Origin of the sequence: Streptococcus sp. 27098_8_113, assembly GCF_041432545.1 — a bacterium.
Classification (GTDB): Bacteria; Bacillota; Bacilli; order Lactobacillales; family Streptococcaceae; genus Streptococcus.
The window spans coordinates 1-16,071 of the sequence record NZ_JAPVZU010000012.1 but is presented as its reverse complement, the minus strand read 5'-3'; the positions used below and the strand labels follow the sequence as shown (position 1 = coordinate 16,071).

10 protein-coding genes are annotated in these 16,071 nt (G+C 44.6%); all 10 read right to left on the bottom strand.

The features are described 5' to 3' along the window. Nucleotides 1–35: 35 nt before the first annotated feature. A complete protein-coding gene (locus O3644_RS07485; protein WP_048765387.1) occupies nt 36–440 on the bottom strand; it encodes a GNAT family N-acetyltransferase in 405 nt (134 codons plus the stop codon). 138 nt (nt 441–578) lie between these two features. Then, the gene (gene strH / locus O3644_RS07480) at nt 579–4,172 is read right to left on the bottom strand and encodes an LPXTG-anchored beta-N-acetylhexosaminidase StrH (RefSeq protein ID WP_371595408.1); all 3,594 of its coding nucleotides are present in this window, start codon (nt 4,170–4,172) and stop codon (nt 579–581) included. 83 nt (nt 4,173–4,255) lie between these two features. Further along, nucleotides 4,256–4,489 carry a hypothetical protein gene (locus O3644_RS07475; RefSeq protein ID WP_371595395.1) on the bottom strand — a complete coding sequence of 78 codons (234 nt, stop codon included), beginning with the start codon at nt 4,487–4,489 and terminating at the stop codon, nt 4,256–4,258. 88 nt (nt 4,490–4,577) lie between these two features. Next, nucleotides 4,578–9,338, bottom strand: coding sequence for a bacterial Ig-like domain-containing protein (locus tag O3644_RS07470; protein ID WP_371595394.1), 4,761 nt, complete (start codon nt 9,336–9,338; stop codon nt 4,578–4,580). A 392-nt stretch (nt 9,339–9,730) separates the two neighbouring features. Then, complete coding sequence (dnaJ, locus tag O3644_RS07465) at nt 9,731–10,864, bottom strand: molecular chaperone DnaJ (RefSeq protein WP_045497925.1); 1,134 nt, start codon at nt 10,862–10,864, stop codon at nt 9,731–9,733. A gap of 449 nt (nt 10,865–11,313) precedes the next feature. Next, nucleotides 11,314–13,143 (bottom strand): molecular chaperone DnaK, encoded by a 1,830-nt coding sequence (dnaK, locus tag O3644_RS07460; RefSeq protein ID WP_371595393.1) that lies wholly within the window; start codon nt 13,141–13,143, stop codon nt 11,314–11,316. A 245-nt stretch (nt 13,144–13,388) separates the two neighbouring features. After that, on the bottom strand, nt 13,389–13,934 hold the full coding sequence (gene grpE, locus O3644_RS07455; protein WP_288932546.1) for a nucleotide exchange factor GrpE: 546 nt from the start codon (nt 13,932–13,934) through the stop codon (nt 13,389–13,391). A gap of 38 nt (nt 13,935–13,972) precedes the next feature. Continuing rightward, nucleotides 13,973–15,007 carry a heat-inducible transcriptional repressor HrcA gene (hrcA, locus tag O3644_RS07450; protein ID WP_061910670.1) on the bottom strand — a complete coding sequence of 345 codons (1,035 nt, stop codon included), beginning with the start codon at nt 15,005–15,007 and terminating at the stop codon, nt 13,973–13,975. 196 nt (nt 15,008–15,203) lie between these two features. After that, entirely contained in the window at nt 15,204–15,752 is a 549-nt protein-coding gene (locus O3644_RS07445; RefSeq protein ID WP_048765400.1) for a ClbS/DfsB family four-helix bundle protein, read from the bottom strand. Nucleotides 15,753–15,764: 12 nt separating this feature from the next. Continuing rightward, a partial coding sequence (locus O3644_RS07440; protein WP_371595392.1) for a GyrI-like domain-containing protein occupies nt 15,765–16,071 on the bottom strand: 307 nt, incomplete at its 5' end.

Sequence of the window (16,071 nt, the reverse complement as noted above, 5' to 3'; positions counted from 1 at the left end):
TGATTGCCATTGACTTCCATTCATCTTAGAATAGCTCACTTTAACCACTTGATAAAATGATATTTGGTCACACCTTTTTGGGGCACATCTTCCAGACTGGCATAGATTTCATAGCCTTGCTTGATGTAAAAATCCCTGGCCTGATAAGATTTGGTGGACAAGGTGATGCTGCTGACTCCCGCTTTCTCAGCCTTTTCTTCTAATTCTGCCAGCAGACTAGCTCCCAAGCCCTTTTTCTGGTGTCCCTTATCTACCACTAAGGTCTTGATATGGATGTTTTCCAACACCTGCTGAGCATGGAGCAAGGCGATTAAGCGCCCTTCCTCTTCCCGTGTCAGATAATAATCCTTGGGCTCCAGTTCTTCAAGCCTAGCTGACCCAAAAGAAGCCTCATATTGCTCCTTGAAAACTTGCTCGATAAAATCTTGAAGTTCTGTCATTTTTGCTCCTTTCAGAATCCTTATCGCATTTCCCTACACTGGTATAGGAAAATCCTACTTGTCAAATCAAGTACAATCGGGCTCAGCTATTAACACGCCAAGCCCGAATGGTAGATCATAGATAATCCGTCAGAAGGATTATTGCTCCTTTTTCTTGCTTCCAGCTAAGCCTAGGAAGGCCAGGACAGTGCCTAGTAAAGTCATCGCCCAATCTGATGATGTTCCAGTTTGAGGAAGTTTAGCGGCTTTAGAAACAGAAGACTCTGAAGATTTAGCAACCTTTGTCTCAGCTACTTTCTGCTCTGCTGAAGGCGCTGAAGTAGTTGGAGTTGCTGGGGTTACTGGGGTTACTGGGCGCTCAGCTGGCTTATCTTTGACAAGAGGAGTCACTGATGGAGCAGGCTGAACAATCGGCACTTCGATTTGACCAAGACTAGGTTTCGTTTCTTTAGTGCCCACTTCTACTAGCTCATCCACTGGTGCTTTAGAAACGGAAGACTCAACAACCTTTCGGCTGCCATCTAGCGCAGATACTTCCACTAGATTCATTTTTTCGCCCTTGCTTCCTGTTTGAACAACTTTTCGTTGGCCTTTTTCAAGCTCTGGATTCAATATTTCTTTTGTCTCAAAAGCAAGCTCTTCTGTTTGGATATCCAGATATGGCTTATCCTCAACTAAAGCAGCTTTCTCATCCTGAGCTGTGCTGCCATTGTGGCTAAGTGGCTTCAGATTTTCACGCGCAGCTCGAAGTTTAGCGACCAGTTTATCTACCTCAGCCTGTTTATTCCGATTCAATTCCCAGTCGATATCAGCTTGGGCAGCCTTCAGACTAGCAACAGACTCTGGCGTATAGATGCTAAAATCGCTAGGAACCTTGGCCAATTCATCTCGGACAGACTCATAGTTGGCCTTGAAGTAGTCTTTATTGTGATCAGCAAATGCTGTCATCAATTTGAAAATCTCTTCTTCCTTGTACTCAGCCTGTGGTCTATCTGCCCAGATAGCAAGCATGCTGCCGACTGTTGGGAGAGAGACTTCTGGATACTTGGTAGAGGCTAGTTGGTTAAATGGTGTCTTTTCAGTATTTTCAAGTGCTTTCTGTAAGAAACCACCACCATCTTCCGGTTTTTGCCCTAAGATATAGTACCAGTCCCCATTGGTATTGAGGAATTTATAGCCCTTGCTTGCTAGATACTGAGGTGAGGCAAGGTTGTAACCCCACCATCCCTTAGACCAGTAAGAAATCAAGACATCCTTGTCAAACTCAACATCATCCTTGTCTTCGTAGTAGAAGCCATCGTTGAAAGCCATTGGTTGAAGGCCTCGCTCTTTAGCCATAGCAGCAAGCGTGTTGGCATATTCTGCAAACTTGCCATAGAGGTTGTAGTATTTCAGATAATACCAACCCTGAGCATTGGTCGCATCGTTGGCATACTCATCTGTACCATAGTTGAAAATCTTTGATTTTCCTGCAAAGTAATCCATGTACTTGCCAATCAAGGCTTTGGTGAAGGCTTTTGCCTCTTCATTTTCCAAGTCCATAGTGGTCTTAGAAAGATTGTCAAAATAAGCCTGCGGATTCTGAATGCCTAATTTTTCCATAGCCACCAGAAGAGCGTCCATGTGACCAGGACTATTGAGTGCTGGAATCACCCCGATGCCCTTTTGTTTGGCATAGCTGATCAACTCATCCATTTCTTTCTGGCTCAGAGCATTGCCATTTGGATCATCGTAGTAGGATTTAGTACCCTCAGTGATAGCTTCCTTGACTTGGTCACTCTGGTAAGTCTTCCCATTGGCTTTAATGGTCATATCATCCAGCATGAAGCGCATACCGTCATTTCCGACCAGCAAGTGCACATCAGAGTAGCCCAACTCACTAGCCTTGTCGACAATTCTCTTGAGCTGATCTAGCGAGAAGTACTTACGGCCTGCATCAATGGAAATAACCTTGTTCTTGGCTACTTTTTCACGTTCTGCTTGCTTGTCCAAAATCTTTTGGTAAGCTTCTGTTGGTTTTAGATTTTCACGGGCTGCTTTTAACTCAGCAACAGCCTGATTGATGGTGCCTTGTTGCGCGCGGCTCAGGTTTTCATCCAAGGCTCTAACTGCTTTTTCAGCTTCCTTGAGTCGAGCAATACTTTCCTCTGTATATTTAGCTGCCAAGTCACTTGGAATAGCTTCTAACTCTGCAGCTGCATCTTGGTAATTAGCTGCAAAATATTCTGCATTACGATCAGCAAAGCGACGCATCAATTTATAGAGTCGAGATGCAGAAAAACGAGCAGAAGGCTCATCAGCCCAAGCAGCTACCATGCCTCCCATAATCGGAATATCTGCCCCTTCTGATTTAGGAACGCTGGTAATTGGAGTGGAGGCAATTCCCTTCAAGCCTTGATCCAAATTGTACCAGCCTTGGCCATCTGCATTGCGTCCCAAGACATAATACCAAGCATCATTGGTATTCAAGATTTGATGGCCTTTTTCAGACAAAAGTTTAGAAGAAGCTACATCATAACCGCCCCAGCCACCAGTCCAGTAAGAAACAATAATATCCTTGTCGAACTCACCAAAAGTTTGGTCAGAATTATAGTAAATACCATCATTAAAGGCCATTGGCTTCAAGCCATGACTCTTAACAATTTTAGCTAGGTCATTGGCATAAGCGATGAATTTTTCATAGCCCTTTTCTGGATAACCTTCTCCTGGATAGTACCTGTCTGCTTGTAGAACCTGCCATCCCTTCGCATTGGTCGCATCATTGGCATACTCGTCCAAACCAATATTGAAAATGTCCGTCTTCCCTGCAAAATAGCCTGCATATTTGTCAATCAAAGCCTTGGTAAAATCAACAGCTGTCTGATTGTTTAGATCAACTGTCCGTGCAGATTCCTTACCAAAGTAGTTAAAGTTTGGATTTTGAATTCCCAACTCCTTCATAGCATGCAAGATAGCATCCATGTGGCCAGGGCTATTGATGGTCGGAACGAGACCGATACCTTGCTTTTTAGCATAGTCAATCAAGTCCGTCATTTGAGCTTGCGTCAAGTGATTGCCATTTGGATCATTGTAATAAGCATTGGTTCCTTTTTCAATGGCTTTCTTGACATCCTCACTGGCATAAGTCTTATCACCAACAGTCAAGGACATATCATCCAATTGGAAGCGTAGGCCATCATTCCCCACCAGCAAATGCATGTCCGTGAAGCCAAAGCGTTTCGCCTTGTCTACGATTTCCTTCAGCTGCTCAGGGCTAAAATACTTACGGCCTGCATCAATCGAAACCATTTTCCGCATAGCCAGCTTTTCATCGACCTGACTAGCTTTCTCCGTTTTAGGAGTTTCACTAGGCAGGGTTACCTTAGACTCATCAGAATTCGTAGAAGCACTTTCTGTTGCAGTCACTGATTTTTCAGCGACTGTATCTAGTTTTGGCTCCTCTATTACTGGTTTTTCTGCTGGCACAGCTTGAGGCTTAACTTCCTCACTATTTTTAGCAACTGCTTCTGGCAAGGTCTCACTGCTAGCCTGGGCTTCCACAGGAACAACTTCCTGCACCCCTTCTCCTGCACTGGCTACAGCCGGTCCTGTCGTAGCTACAAGACTTGTAGGCGCTGTTTGTACCTCGTCAGCTGAAACGACTTGTCCTGCCAAACAAAAGCCGACCAGGACAGATGCTGCCCCGATTGAAAGTTTCCGAATAGAAAAACGTTGCTTTCTATTAAAGATCATCATAAAATCTCCTTTTAAAATGTTCCACTTTATTATGTAAGCGATTTCTTTTTCTTCTATTATAGTGTATCCCCTGCCTTTCATCAATATTGTCTCCACAAGATTCTATAGTTAAATGACAAATAGATTAAATCTAGAGCCATATTTTTATAAGGTGATTTATCACTAAAGCTGGGGGCAAAACAATCGAGCCATTTTGCTCTATTCATCTCGTTTGAAAGCCTGAGGCAAACTAGATAAGCCACCAAAATCAAAAAAGAGAAGACTAAATAGTCTTCTCCAAGTTTTTGATTAAATTGTCCTGCCACCGCTGCCAAGAGGAAATTCTAGCTTCCTTTCAGGGCAAGAACATTTAGATTAACGATTTGTCTAGCTTACTTTTCTAAACTGGACAAAAGCGCTAAATTATCGGTCTTCTTTTTTTCGTGTGAATAGAAGCCAGCTAGCAACAAGGGCTAAAAGTCCTGATACAGAAGCCAAAAGGCTAGTAGATGTACCTGTCTTCGGCAGTTGAGGCGCCTTAGGAGCCTCTGCCTGCTCTGGTGAAGCTGTTGCCAAGCCTGATTCCTTAGAATGTGCCAGTGGTTCTTGCACTTTCTGACCTCTTTCAGATTTTTCAGCTTCAGCACTTGGTTTTATTTGACCTAGCTCTGGTTTTTCGACTTCATCACTTGGTTTTGTCTGACCTAGCTCTGGTTTTTGTCCTTCAGTTGCTGGTTTATTTTCCCCTGCTGGCTGAGTAGTTTCTGGTCCCTGTGGTTGACTTGGTTTTGGAGTTTCTGCTGGATTATCTTGTCCTGGCAAATCACTCTTTTCAGCCTTGTAAATCACAGCATAGTGAGCAAGGTGAGACGCTGTGAAGACAATTGTATCACCGACACGCTCAAAGTCAAGAGGCTGGCCTGGCTGATTGTCTACGAAGGAAAGAACTTGCTCGACTTCCTTGCCAGCTTCTACAGGGATTTTAACCAGACTAGTGTATTGAGTAGCAACGTCGTGCCCGGCTTTATCCACTCCTGCCACATCATAAACCTTACCAAGTCTGCTACCCAAGGCTTCTTTTTCGGCAGCATTTAGCTCAACAACTGCTACTTTCAAGCCCTTGATCGGAGTTGGCTCCTTGTTTGAGAATTGAACTTCCACACCCGTAGATTCATCTACAAATACAGCTGGCTTATCTTCCTGAAGCTGGGTAATAAGAGCTTGCAGAGAGGCTTTAGCAGTTTCAAGTGAGGCTGGTGTCACTTCAGCTGAAGCCAACAAGTCTTTATTCTTGCTCAACAGGCTGAGGAGGGCATCGCCTGATGGATGGTTTGGTTTTTGCTCCAGCAAGGCTTGCGCTTCTTTGCTCAAAGTATCCAATTCAGCCGTCTTGTCCGCAAAATTCTTGCGTCCGTCCAGAGCCTTAAATGCCTGAGTCAGTTTTGCTAGACTTTCATCGACTTGGTCTTGTGTGCTTGTATCGTGATCTTTTAGAATCTGCTCAGCAGATGCAATTTCCTTGAGCAAGGCTTCTTTGACTTCTGGAGTCGCAAAGCTAAAGTCGATCTTATTTTGAACAGCCGCTGTTTCTGCTAGTTTTTGCTTCAGATATTCATCGTTCAAGGCTGGTTTTGATGATACAAACACATCGTACGTTGTCGTCACACCACGATAGTTGACCGAAATAGTTTGACGGCCTTCTTTGTGACTATCATAGCCTGAGACTTGGACATCGGCTTCATCAAAACTATGCTCTTCGGTCGTTTCATCATCAAAGACCAGACGGAAACGTCCTCCTGTAGTCTCAAGGCTTTCTCCCACGATATATTCTGTTTTAGGTTTTTCGATCACTTCTAGGCCTACAGGAGTCTTTTCGCCTGCTTCGCTATGACTAACAACAAAGACCGTCAGCACTTGATCCAGTTTTTGTCCCAGATAGGACAGTTGCAAATGCTGCTCTCCTAGCTTAGATGGATCATAGCCCGTCACTTCCACCCCACTGTTTGAAAGCTGAACCAATTGATCTGGCTGGCCGTCCTTAAAGCTGACACGAATTGTACCGCCTTTCAGAGACAGAGCATCTCCTTGACGATAGACTTTTCTTTCTGGTGCTGTTTCCAGCTCAACCTTCGAAATTTCCTTGTCTTCTTTAGGCACTTCAATAGCTAGTACATTACTAATATCTTTACCAGCTACTTGTGAGCGGTAATACAAGAGGCTAGGGAGTTTAGCAAAAGCAAGTGGTTTGAAGATGAGATTGCCGTCTTTATCCGCCGTCATAGTTGCAATCGGTTTTGTCGCATCGCTGCTGTCATAGAGGGATACCGTCGTCTTAGCTGGCACATCTTTGAAGCCTACTTGGACATGTCCATTTCCAAGAACCCGCGCAGCAGCATCTTTCATCGGCACGTTAGCTGTTTCCGTATCCAAGCTTTCATACATCTTCCAGTTGTAGATTCGGATTGCCCGCCATGGAGTTCCATTGTCGGCTGTAATGACATCCAAACGCCAGTCTTGTGCTCGAATTGGCTTATCCAAGACGATATCTGACACATGGTCTTTATTGCCACGAACGGCCTTGGCTAATTTCCATTCGCCCGCCTCATCCTTATAATACAGGTCAAAGTCGCGTGTATTCATCTTGCCGTCGTCAACAGACTCTCCGCCTGCTCCAGCATGCTCCATAACCCAGCGAGTCACTGTCCGAGGCTGAGTCAAACGAATATCTACCGTACCACTGAGTTGGGCAGAAGACCACTTGTCTGACAGACTGGTAATGGTGCCATTCAGCATTCCTTCGACGCCTTCGCTACCATCCGCATCAGAGAAAGTTGTACCAATTACTTTTGCACCCAACACCACATTTTCTGCCAAAGGTTTTGGCAAGCTTGTATCAGAAACCTGCATACCCCAGTCAAAGTCAACTGTCCCAGCCTCTGAACGCAAACCATTCTTTCCTACTGCAACGACTTTCAACTCTTGCTTGCTGCCCTTAGCACTAGCTGAACGACTCACCTTAGCCAAATAAGCGGATGTGCTAGAGGTTCCTGTCACTAGACGCCATTGGTCGCCGTCTTTTTCATAGATTTCGTAGTAATCCGCATCTGCACTGCCTTTAAACTGTAGTAAAGCTTCTGCTTCCTGCGCATTTTGAAGACGCTTAGCCTTGACCACCACATCTTTTGGTGCAGCTGGCTTCTCTTGATTGGCATAGATGGACAATTGACCTAGGTTAAACTTATAGTCCTTGACATCCTGGTCAGGGTCGAAGTACATTTTCACGCCATAAATGGTTTTACCTGCTAATGAAGATAAGTCAAAGGTCTCTGTCTTCCAGTCCTTGCTCGGACTGAGTTCTTTCCACTCGTACTCAGAATAGTCTGGCTTCGTCGCAAGAGCCACCCAAGTGCTTGTTCCTTGGCCACCCTTATGGGTCAGGGTCAGCTTGGTCTTGTCACTAACTGGAATCTTGGTCGAGTAGAGCATGACATTCTGGTTGCTATTGGCAGCCAAATCGCCCTCAAAAGCCAGTGAATTTCCTCCGTTATACGCTTCGTCAAAGTCATAGCGTCCTTTGAGCGGTGCACTGCCTTCCGCATGTCGAATCCACCAGCGCCAAGTCGGCAAGAATCCAGACACAGAACGATAGTTCCATTCGCCATCTTTTGAGACTTTCCCATCTACAAACCAACGTTTTCCGTGTCCTGTATTAAAGGAAGTATTAAAATCAGGCTTGGTGATAGCGGTCTTATCAACCACCAAGTTGGACATCCCATACCAAGACTGGTCTGCTGGTTTACCCTTGCTAGGATCGCCTTGAAAGCCTGTCCAGAAGTAGTTTTCATGAGTATGGTAGCCCTCACCTGTCTTACCTAGACCAGTGATCGTATCAGGCGCATACAAACCTAAAGACAGACGAAGTTTGCCATTTTCGTCCAAAATCGCATCCCAGTCCACATTAGTCTTGTAAGAACCACCCTTTTGCAGCTCTATCCCCGCCAAAACATCGTAAGGATCCCGTTTGATCCATTTTGCTGTACTGATGGAATAGTCTGTCTCTGCCTTGCCCCAGTTAAAGTTAGCAAAGAAGGTATCCACTGGATTTTCTCCATCTTTAGGCTGCATAAATTGATAATTATATTCGCCAAGGGCATTTTCATGGTAACGACCATATTCATAGGTCATGGCATCATACCAAGAATATTTAACGGGGTAATTCAAAGAACGTGCGTACTCTTTGGTATAGAGCAAGAAGTCACGCATTTTAGGACCGAGTGGTTCTACTTGGCTACCTGTCGTTTCTTGGTTAATAAAATAGCCATCATAGCCATAATATTTAGCCAATTCGACTAATTTACGAGCAATTGGAAAAGTCTTTGAGCCTTCAGAATCTTCTTTTAAGGCTTCTGCAAAACGTTCTTGATCCTTAGCGCTTGACGACCAATTGAAGAAGAGGGTTCCGTAGATTGGTACACCATTTCTATGAGCCGCATCAATAACATCTGGCGTCGGAACTAAACCATCCCAGTACACTATGGAATGTAGATATTGCCAGTAATCGAAAGCATAGGCCTTGAATTCCTCGCCCCCAATGGAAGCATGATCCTTGGCTTTAGAGTTCATATTGGACAGAGCCTGTACTTTCGCCTCTGGATTGGCTTGCTGGTTGATTTGGTGCCCCTGATAACGCTCAGCCAGAGGCACGCTAGCCCGGTTGATTTCGTCATCTTCACGAGCTCCCGGCTTCCAGTCAAGCAGTTCTTGCCAAGTATCAAACTTGATTTCTTTCGGTTTGAGCTTTTTATCTTCTTGGCTTGGTAAGTCCTCTACGACTTTTGTCTCTTTGCTGGCAGGCGCTTCTTCCTTGACTTCTTTTTCCTTACCAGCCGTTACTTCCTTGCTCTCAGCTACTGGAGCCTCAGAAGCAAGAGCTTGCTTTTCAGCTTCTGTCGCCAGACCTTGGACAGCCTCGACAGGTGCTTCACTGACTTTCGTCTCTTCAGCTGCTGCTTCCGTCTGAGCCTCCTCCTTGGCAAGGACGCTAGTAGTAGCTTGTGAGGCTGCTGAACTGTTTTCATCTGCTAACGCATGACCAGCCCCAAACAGCGCTATTCCGACCAAAACAGAGCAAACGCCTAAACTCAACTTACGGATACTAAATCTTTGTTTCTTATCAAATTGCATTTTTACCTTAACTCCTTCTCTTCTTTTCTTTTTTCGTGCACTTGCTGCCTCCTCCCTAGTCGCTCCTTTCAAAAGGTAATCGCTTACATTTTTGCATAAAAAAAGAAAGATTCACTTAAAATCATTCTACCTTGCACGAGCTTGCCTTGTCAATTCATTCTATCTTGTCCTATAAATAGAGATTAAATCTCTAAAAATAGTACAAAAAAAGAGAGTGGGACAGAAATCGGTAATTCGTTAGAATTCGATTTCGTCGTCCCACCTCCGCACAGTTGAGTAGGGCTGTAAAAGCTGATAAAATCAGCGTAGTAGAGCCCACTCAACCACTGCGTCTTGCTCGACATTCCAAAGACAATTGATAGGCTAGGACTTTTGCCCTAGCCTATCCTTCTTTATTCCCCTTCAAAGACATCTTTCATCTTATCAAAGAAGCCTTTCTTCTTAGGGCTCACTGTGATGTCTCCAGCCGCTGCAAAATCCTTAAGAGCCGCCTTTTGACGGTCATTGAGGCCTGTTGGCGTTACGACATTGACAGTGACATATTGGTCACCTACACTTCCATCGCGCAGATTTGGTGCTCCCTTACCACGCAGACGGAAACGCTTGCCCGTCTGGGTTCCTTCTGGGATTGTCAATTCAACATTTCCATGCACAGTTGGGATTTCCACACTGTCGCCCAGAGCTGCTTGTACAAAGTTGAGGTTGAGCTTGTAGTAAATGGTAGAACCGTCACGTTCAAATTTATCGCTTGGCTCAACGTTCACCACTACATACAAGTCTCCGTAAGGACCGCCATTAAAGCCTGCCTCACCTTGACCCGCCAAGCGAACTCGTTGACCTGTTTCCACACCAGCGGGGATTTTTACATGAACGCTATGCGCTTGCTTTTCGTGTCCTGTTCCATGGCAGGTTTCACATGGACTTTTGATTTCTTGTCCGCGACCGTGACAGACATCACAAGTCACTTGTCGACGCATCATGCCCAGCGGTGTCTGAGTATCGACGTTAATAACACCAGAGCCGTGACAGCGGCCACAAGTTACTGGGCTAGTTCCTGGCTTGGCACCTGAACCATGACAAGTCCGACAGCTAGCCTCACGATTGTATTTCACTTCTTTTTCTGTACCGAAAATAGCCTCTTCAAAGCGGAGATTTACCCGATACTGGAGATCGTCTCCTTGCCGCGGAGCGTTTGGATTACGAGTCGCACCACCGCCAAAGAAGCTAGAAAAGATATCTTCGAAGCCACCAAAACCAGATCCATCAAAGCCTCCGAAACCGCCTGCACCGCCGCCAAAGCCACCATTGGCACCCGCTGCGCCGTATTGATCATAGGCCGCCCGCTTTTGCTCATCGCTCAGCGTTTCATAAGCCTCCTGGACTTCCTTATATTTATCTTCCGCCCCAGGCTCTTTATTGATATCTGGGTGATATTTTTTAGATAATTTCCGATAGGCTCTCTTAATCTCATCCTGAGAAGCATTCTTAGAGACACCTAAACGATCATAAAATTCAGTATTGTTCATTTAAGATACCAAGAGCGAACAGAAAGCGACTGAAATTTAGGAAACCGACAAGAAATCCTGATTTCTTAGGAGGTTTATCTAATTTCCAAGCTTTCCGCTCGGGTTCAATTACGAACACCCTTGTTCCTTTCTGTTAATATTGCGGAACGAAACCTCGATTTAGGTCGGGTTCAGTTCCCTTCTAACTTAGTTTAAAGAAAAACCAAAAATTTACGTTCCAACTCTTTTTACCGAAAAACAGAGGCTGGGTTGCAACCTCTGGATTTCTTCCTATCATTACGACGTTCAAAAACAAAGTCGATTATACTTTGTTTTTGAACTAGTAAGGCGTTTAGGCAAGTCGCCATAGCGATTGCCGTAGAATGACAATCACTTTAGTGATTCGTCATTCTTAACGCCCTCGCTCTTCTGATTTTAAAGCTCGGGATAAAATAGTCCACTGGACTATTTTATTTCTCCGTAAACTCTCCGTCTACGACGTCATCGCCTGCATTTCCTGTTGCTTGTGCGCCTTCTGCTCCTGCTTGGGCTTGGGCTTGTTGAGCTGCTGCGGCTTGTTCGTAGAGTTTCACTGCCAATGCTTGCGCTTTTTCGTTAAGAGCTTCGAGTTTTGCTTTCATGTCGTCCAAGTTGTTGTCTTCTTGGGCTTTCTTAAGTTCATCAAGGGCAGCTTGAGCAGCGTCGCGTTCTGCGTCGAAGCCTTTGCCTTCAGTTTCCTTAATGGTCTTTTCAGTCGCAAAGATAGCTTGGTCAACTTCGTTACGAAGGTCAACTTCTTCTTTACGTTTCTTATCTGCTTCAGCGTTTGCTTCTGCATCTTTCATCATGCGGTCGATTTCTTCGTCAGTCAAGCCAGAATTTGATTGGATAACGATTGTTTGCTCTTTTTGAGTTCCAAGGTCTTTGGCCTTAACAGATACGATACCGTTCTTATCGATGTCAAAGGTTACTTCGATTTGTGGGATACCACGAGGTGCAGCTGGGATATCAGTCAATTGGAAGCGTCCAAGAGTCTTGTTATCTGCTGCCATTGGGCGTTCACCTTGAAGAACGTGGATATCAACAGCTGGTTGGTTGTCTGCCGCAGTTGAGAAGACTTGTGATTTAGATGTTGGAATAGTAGTGTTGCGATCGATAAGTTTTGTGAAGACACCACCCATTGTTTCGATACCAAGCGACAATGGCGTTACGTCAAGAAGGACAACGTCTTTAACATCACCAGTAATCACACCACCTTGGATGGCAGCACCCATAGCAACTACTTCATCAGGGTTGACTGATTTGTTTGGTTCTTTACCAGTTTCAGCTTTAACAGCTTCAACAACGGCTGGGATACGAGTTGAACCACCGACAAGGATCACTTCGTCGATATCTGACAAGCTCAAACCTGCATCTGAAAGGGCTTGACGAACTGGAACTTTTGTACGTTCTACAAGGTCACGAGTCAAATCGTCGAATTTAGCACGAGTCAAAGTCATTTCCAAGTGAAGAGGTCCAGCCTCACCAGCAGTGATGAACGGCAAGCTGATTTGAGTTGAAGTTACACCTGAAAGGTCTTTCTTAGCTTTTTCAGCTGCATCCTTCAAACGTTGCATTGCCATCTTGTCAGTAGACAAGTCAATACCGTTTTCTTTCTTGAATTCTGCTACCAAGTAGTCGATGATTTTTTGGTCAAAGTCGTCACCACCGAGTTTGTTGTCCCCTGCAGTTGCCAATACATCGAAGACTCCGTCGCCAAGTTCAAGGATAGATACGTCGAATGTACCACCACCAAGGTCGAATACCAAGATTTTTTCTTCTTTGTCAGTCTTGTCCAAACCGTAAGCAAGAGCCGCTGCAGTTGGTTCGTTGACGATACGTTCTACTTCAAGGCCAGCGATTTTACCAGCGTCTTTAGTTGCTTGACGTTGAGCATCGTTGAAGTAAGCTGGAACTGTGATAACTGCTTTGGTTACTTTTTCACCAAGGTATTCTTCAGCGTAACCTTTCAAGTATTGAAGGATCATGGCCGAGATTTCTTGTGGAGTGTATTCTTTACCGTTTGCAGAAACTTTTTCAGAAGTTCCCATCTTAGATTTGATAGAGATCACTGTATCTGGGTTTGTGACTGCTTGACGTTTTGCAGCGTCACCAACAATGATTTCACCATTTTTGAATGACACTACAGATGGAGTTGTGCGGTTTCCTTCTGGATTTGCGATGATTTTACTTTCAGTTCCTTCAAGAACTGCAACTGCTGAGTTTGTTGTTCCTAAGTCAATACCGATAATTTTAGACATGTATTTTTCTCCTTGTTGTTTTTTCTTTTTGATACTCTTCTTAAGTGGCGGCGCCGTCAGAGCTTGACTTCGTCAATCTCTTTGACTAAACTTTGATCCTAAGGTCTCAAAGTTTGCGCAAATAGCGCCACGGCGAAGAGTATCGTCTTTTGTTCGCTTCGCTCACTATTGCAAAGCTGAACTACTTTTTTATCTTTCTTCATAGTTTATTGTCATTTCGGACAAGATTATTTAAGTTTTCTAGCCTAGTTATAGACTACCACCATGGCTGGGCGTAGGATGCGGTCATGGAGTTTGTAGCCTTTTTGGAAGACTTGTGCAATGGTATCAGCTGGATGTTCATCGTCTGCTGGGAGAGTTTGGATAGCCATATGGTAGTTATGGTCAAATGCTCCGTCCGCTGCGATTTCTTCGATGCCTTCTTCTTTAAGAGCATGAATTAGGCTTTCTTGCACCATCTCCAATCCTTTTTTGACGTCGTCTGTCAATCCTTCAACGGCAAGGGCACGCTCTAGGTTGTCCAAAGAAGGGAGAATCGCTTTTGCCAAATCTTGGCTACGATAGCGTTGCAAGAGTTGACGTTCTTCATTGGCACGACGTTGGATATTTTGCATTTCTGCATGAGCGCGAAGGTATTTATTTTCAAAGTCTTCTGCCCGCTCATTTGCAAGTTCTAGTTCTGATTTTTCAGGAGTGGTTTCATCAGCTTCTTCAGCGGTTTCTACCTTTTCTTCAGTAGCTTCTACCACTTCCTCTTCTTTTACTTCTTCGTTTTTTATTTCCTCAGACATTTTTCGCCTCCTTTTTAGGAATTTATGTAATTTCATGTTCAACTCACCTCATAATGATTGCTACTCAGATATCGGTAGAAATCTGTGAGTTTCATCGTCAAGACTCGATTGACAACATTGAGTTGGCTGACTACCTTCTGGTAATCCAGATTGACTGGACCGACCACCGCCAGCATACCAAAGCCCCGATAGGGAATCAGGAATTTGCTGGAAATCAGGGTTAGATTGGCCAGACAGTCCTCTTGACTAGCTGCGACTCGGACATTTTGCATCTGATCTTCAGCTAGACTATCACGGATTTCAAAAGCCACCTTCTGACGATCATCAAAGAACTGATAAGCCTCAAGATCCGCAAAACGTAGCAACTGGACTTTGCCAGCTACAGCTACTTTCTCCGAAAACATCTGAGCAAAAATATGCTCGAAGAGATCGAGAACATTGTCCGTCGTCGTAAAGTAACGCTGGATAATCTGCGGAATCTCCGTCCGAATCTTGTAGTGAATATCTAAGACCGTCTGTCCCAGAAAGCGCTCCTGAATCATATCCCTCAAGCGCAGTAGGTCATCCTGGAGAAAATTCCTAGGAATCATGAACTGACTGGTCAGGGTATTGGACTCATCCAGAGTAAAGACAGCTAAGGCTGCGTGCTGGCTAATAACAACGATATCAAAAGCCGTCAGCCGTTGCCGACTAGGCTCGACGTCAAGAGCTACAACCGTGCAATCACTCAACTCTGCCAAGACGTCCGCTGCCCGCTGCAGGATATCCTCCAGCTTGAAGAACTCTTGGTCGAAAGCTTTGACAACCTCGTAGAGCTCATTTTCCGCCAGCTGATCAAAGGTCAAGGAATGGCGGACAAAATACTGGAAACCAGCGACACTGGGCTTGCGGCCACTCGATGTATGAGCCTTTTCTAGTAGCCCTTCCTTTTCCAAGGCTGCCATATCATTTCGAATGGTGGCACTCGAGGACTGGATAGACTCTTGCAAGGCTTTAGAACCGACAGGCTCATGCGTCTTGGTAAAGATATCAATAATTAGATTTAAAATCTCATTTTGGCGTTCTGTTACCAAGGACCTCACCTCTCTTTAGAAAATTTCCAGCCACTGGCGAGATTTTATTTTTTATATTTAGCACTCTAATACATCGAGTGCTAAGTTATGATTCTATTATACACTCTTAAAAATGAATGTCAAGACAAAAAACCAAAAAATTAGCACTCTTTTTGCAAGAGTGCTAAAAATCAGTCTCAAGTCCTAGAAAACTTTATTAGATAGGATTCCTTTTACAATTCTTTTGATGAGCTTTAAGCTTTTTCATAGCCCAATCATAGTGGCTGGATGTGGCGCTGACAAAATAAGAACCCAAGGTCGTTCCGCCCGTCCATTTATAAACTCCCTTGGAAAACAATTCTTCATTGGTTAAGGTTGCGGCTAGGTCCAGGACAGCTTTATGTGAACTAGCCAGTAAAGAACTTGCCTCCTCAAGAGAGGTCTGCTGGTGCTTTTCCCAAAATGCGACATTCATATCACCATAAGTTCTCCAATTGTAGGGAGCTGGTAGGAAAGGCTTCTCTTCTCCCCTTTGATTGGCCTGCACCCAGTTAAGTAGCAGTTGGTGCCATTCATAAAGATGGATTAAGACATCCCTCAGATTCCGATCACGCTTCCAGTGGGCTTCTTTCTTTTTCTCATCCTTTGAAAAATCAAAGGGTCTCGCCAACTCGTCCGCTGTCATGTTCGAAATGAGCAGATTGAGTTTTTCAAAATTTTCTGTAGCAGCAACTAGCAAATCGTTTTTTGTTGTAGGTCTTGGCATGACAAATTCCTCCTATCTGACGGAATACCTTAAGATGGTTTTCAACTTTTCTTCTGGTGTCCTATTTTTGTTGCTCAAGTAAATCTCTCTGTGAACTTGGTCGCATCTTTCCAGTCCCAAGCTGCTTGCCAGCTCATCCATTTTCTCAAAAGAGGCTGGCTCACTGTCATAACTTCCTATGTGTAAGACCTGAATGGCCCGCTCCTCTGGTAATCTTTGAAAACAAATGTCGTCGTAGAAAGAATTAGGCTTTTTCTTGCGGACATTCTCAAGCGCTGCCGCAAATATATCCTGATCGATGACATTAGGCTGCTGAATC

Coding starts and splice junctions, on each gene's coding strand:
- grpE (WP_288932546.1), bottom strand. CDS start 13,934: ATGTCTGAGGAAATAAAAAACGAAGAAGTAAAAGAAGAGGAAGTGGTA.
- dnaK (WP_371595393.1), bottom strand. CDS start 13,143: ATGTCTAAAATTATCGGTATTGACTTAGGAACAACAAACTCAGCAGTT.
- O3644_RS07445 (WP_048765400.1), bottom strand. CDS start 15,752: ATGCCAAGACCTACAACAAAAAACGATTTGCTAGTTGCTGCTACAGAA.
- O3644_RS07485 (WP_048765387.1), bottom strand. CDS start 440: ATGACAGAACTTCAAGATTTTATCGAGCAAGTTTTCAAGGAGCAATAT.
- strH (WP_371595408.1), bottom strand. CDS start 4,172: ATGATCTTTAATAGAAAGCAACGTTTTTCTATTCGGAAACTTTCAATC.
- dnaJ (WP_045497925.1), bottom strand. CDS start 10,864: ATGAACAATACTGAATTTTATGATCGTTTAGGTGTCTCTAAGAATGCT.
- O3644_RS07470 (WP_371595394.1), bottom strand. CDS start 9,338: ATGCAATTTGATAAGAAACAAAGATTTAGTATCCGTAAGTTGAGTTTA.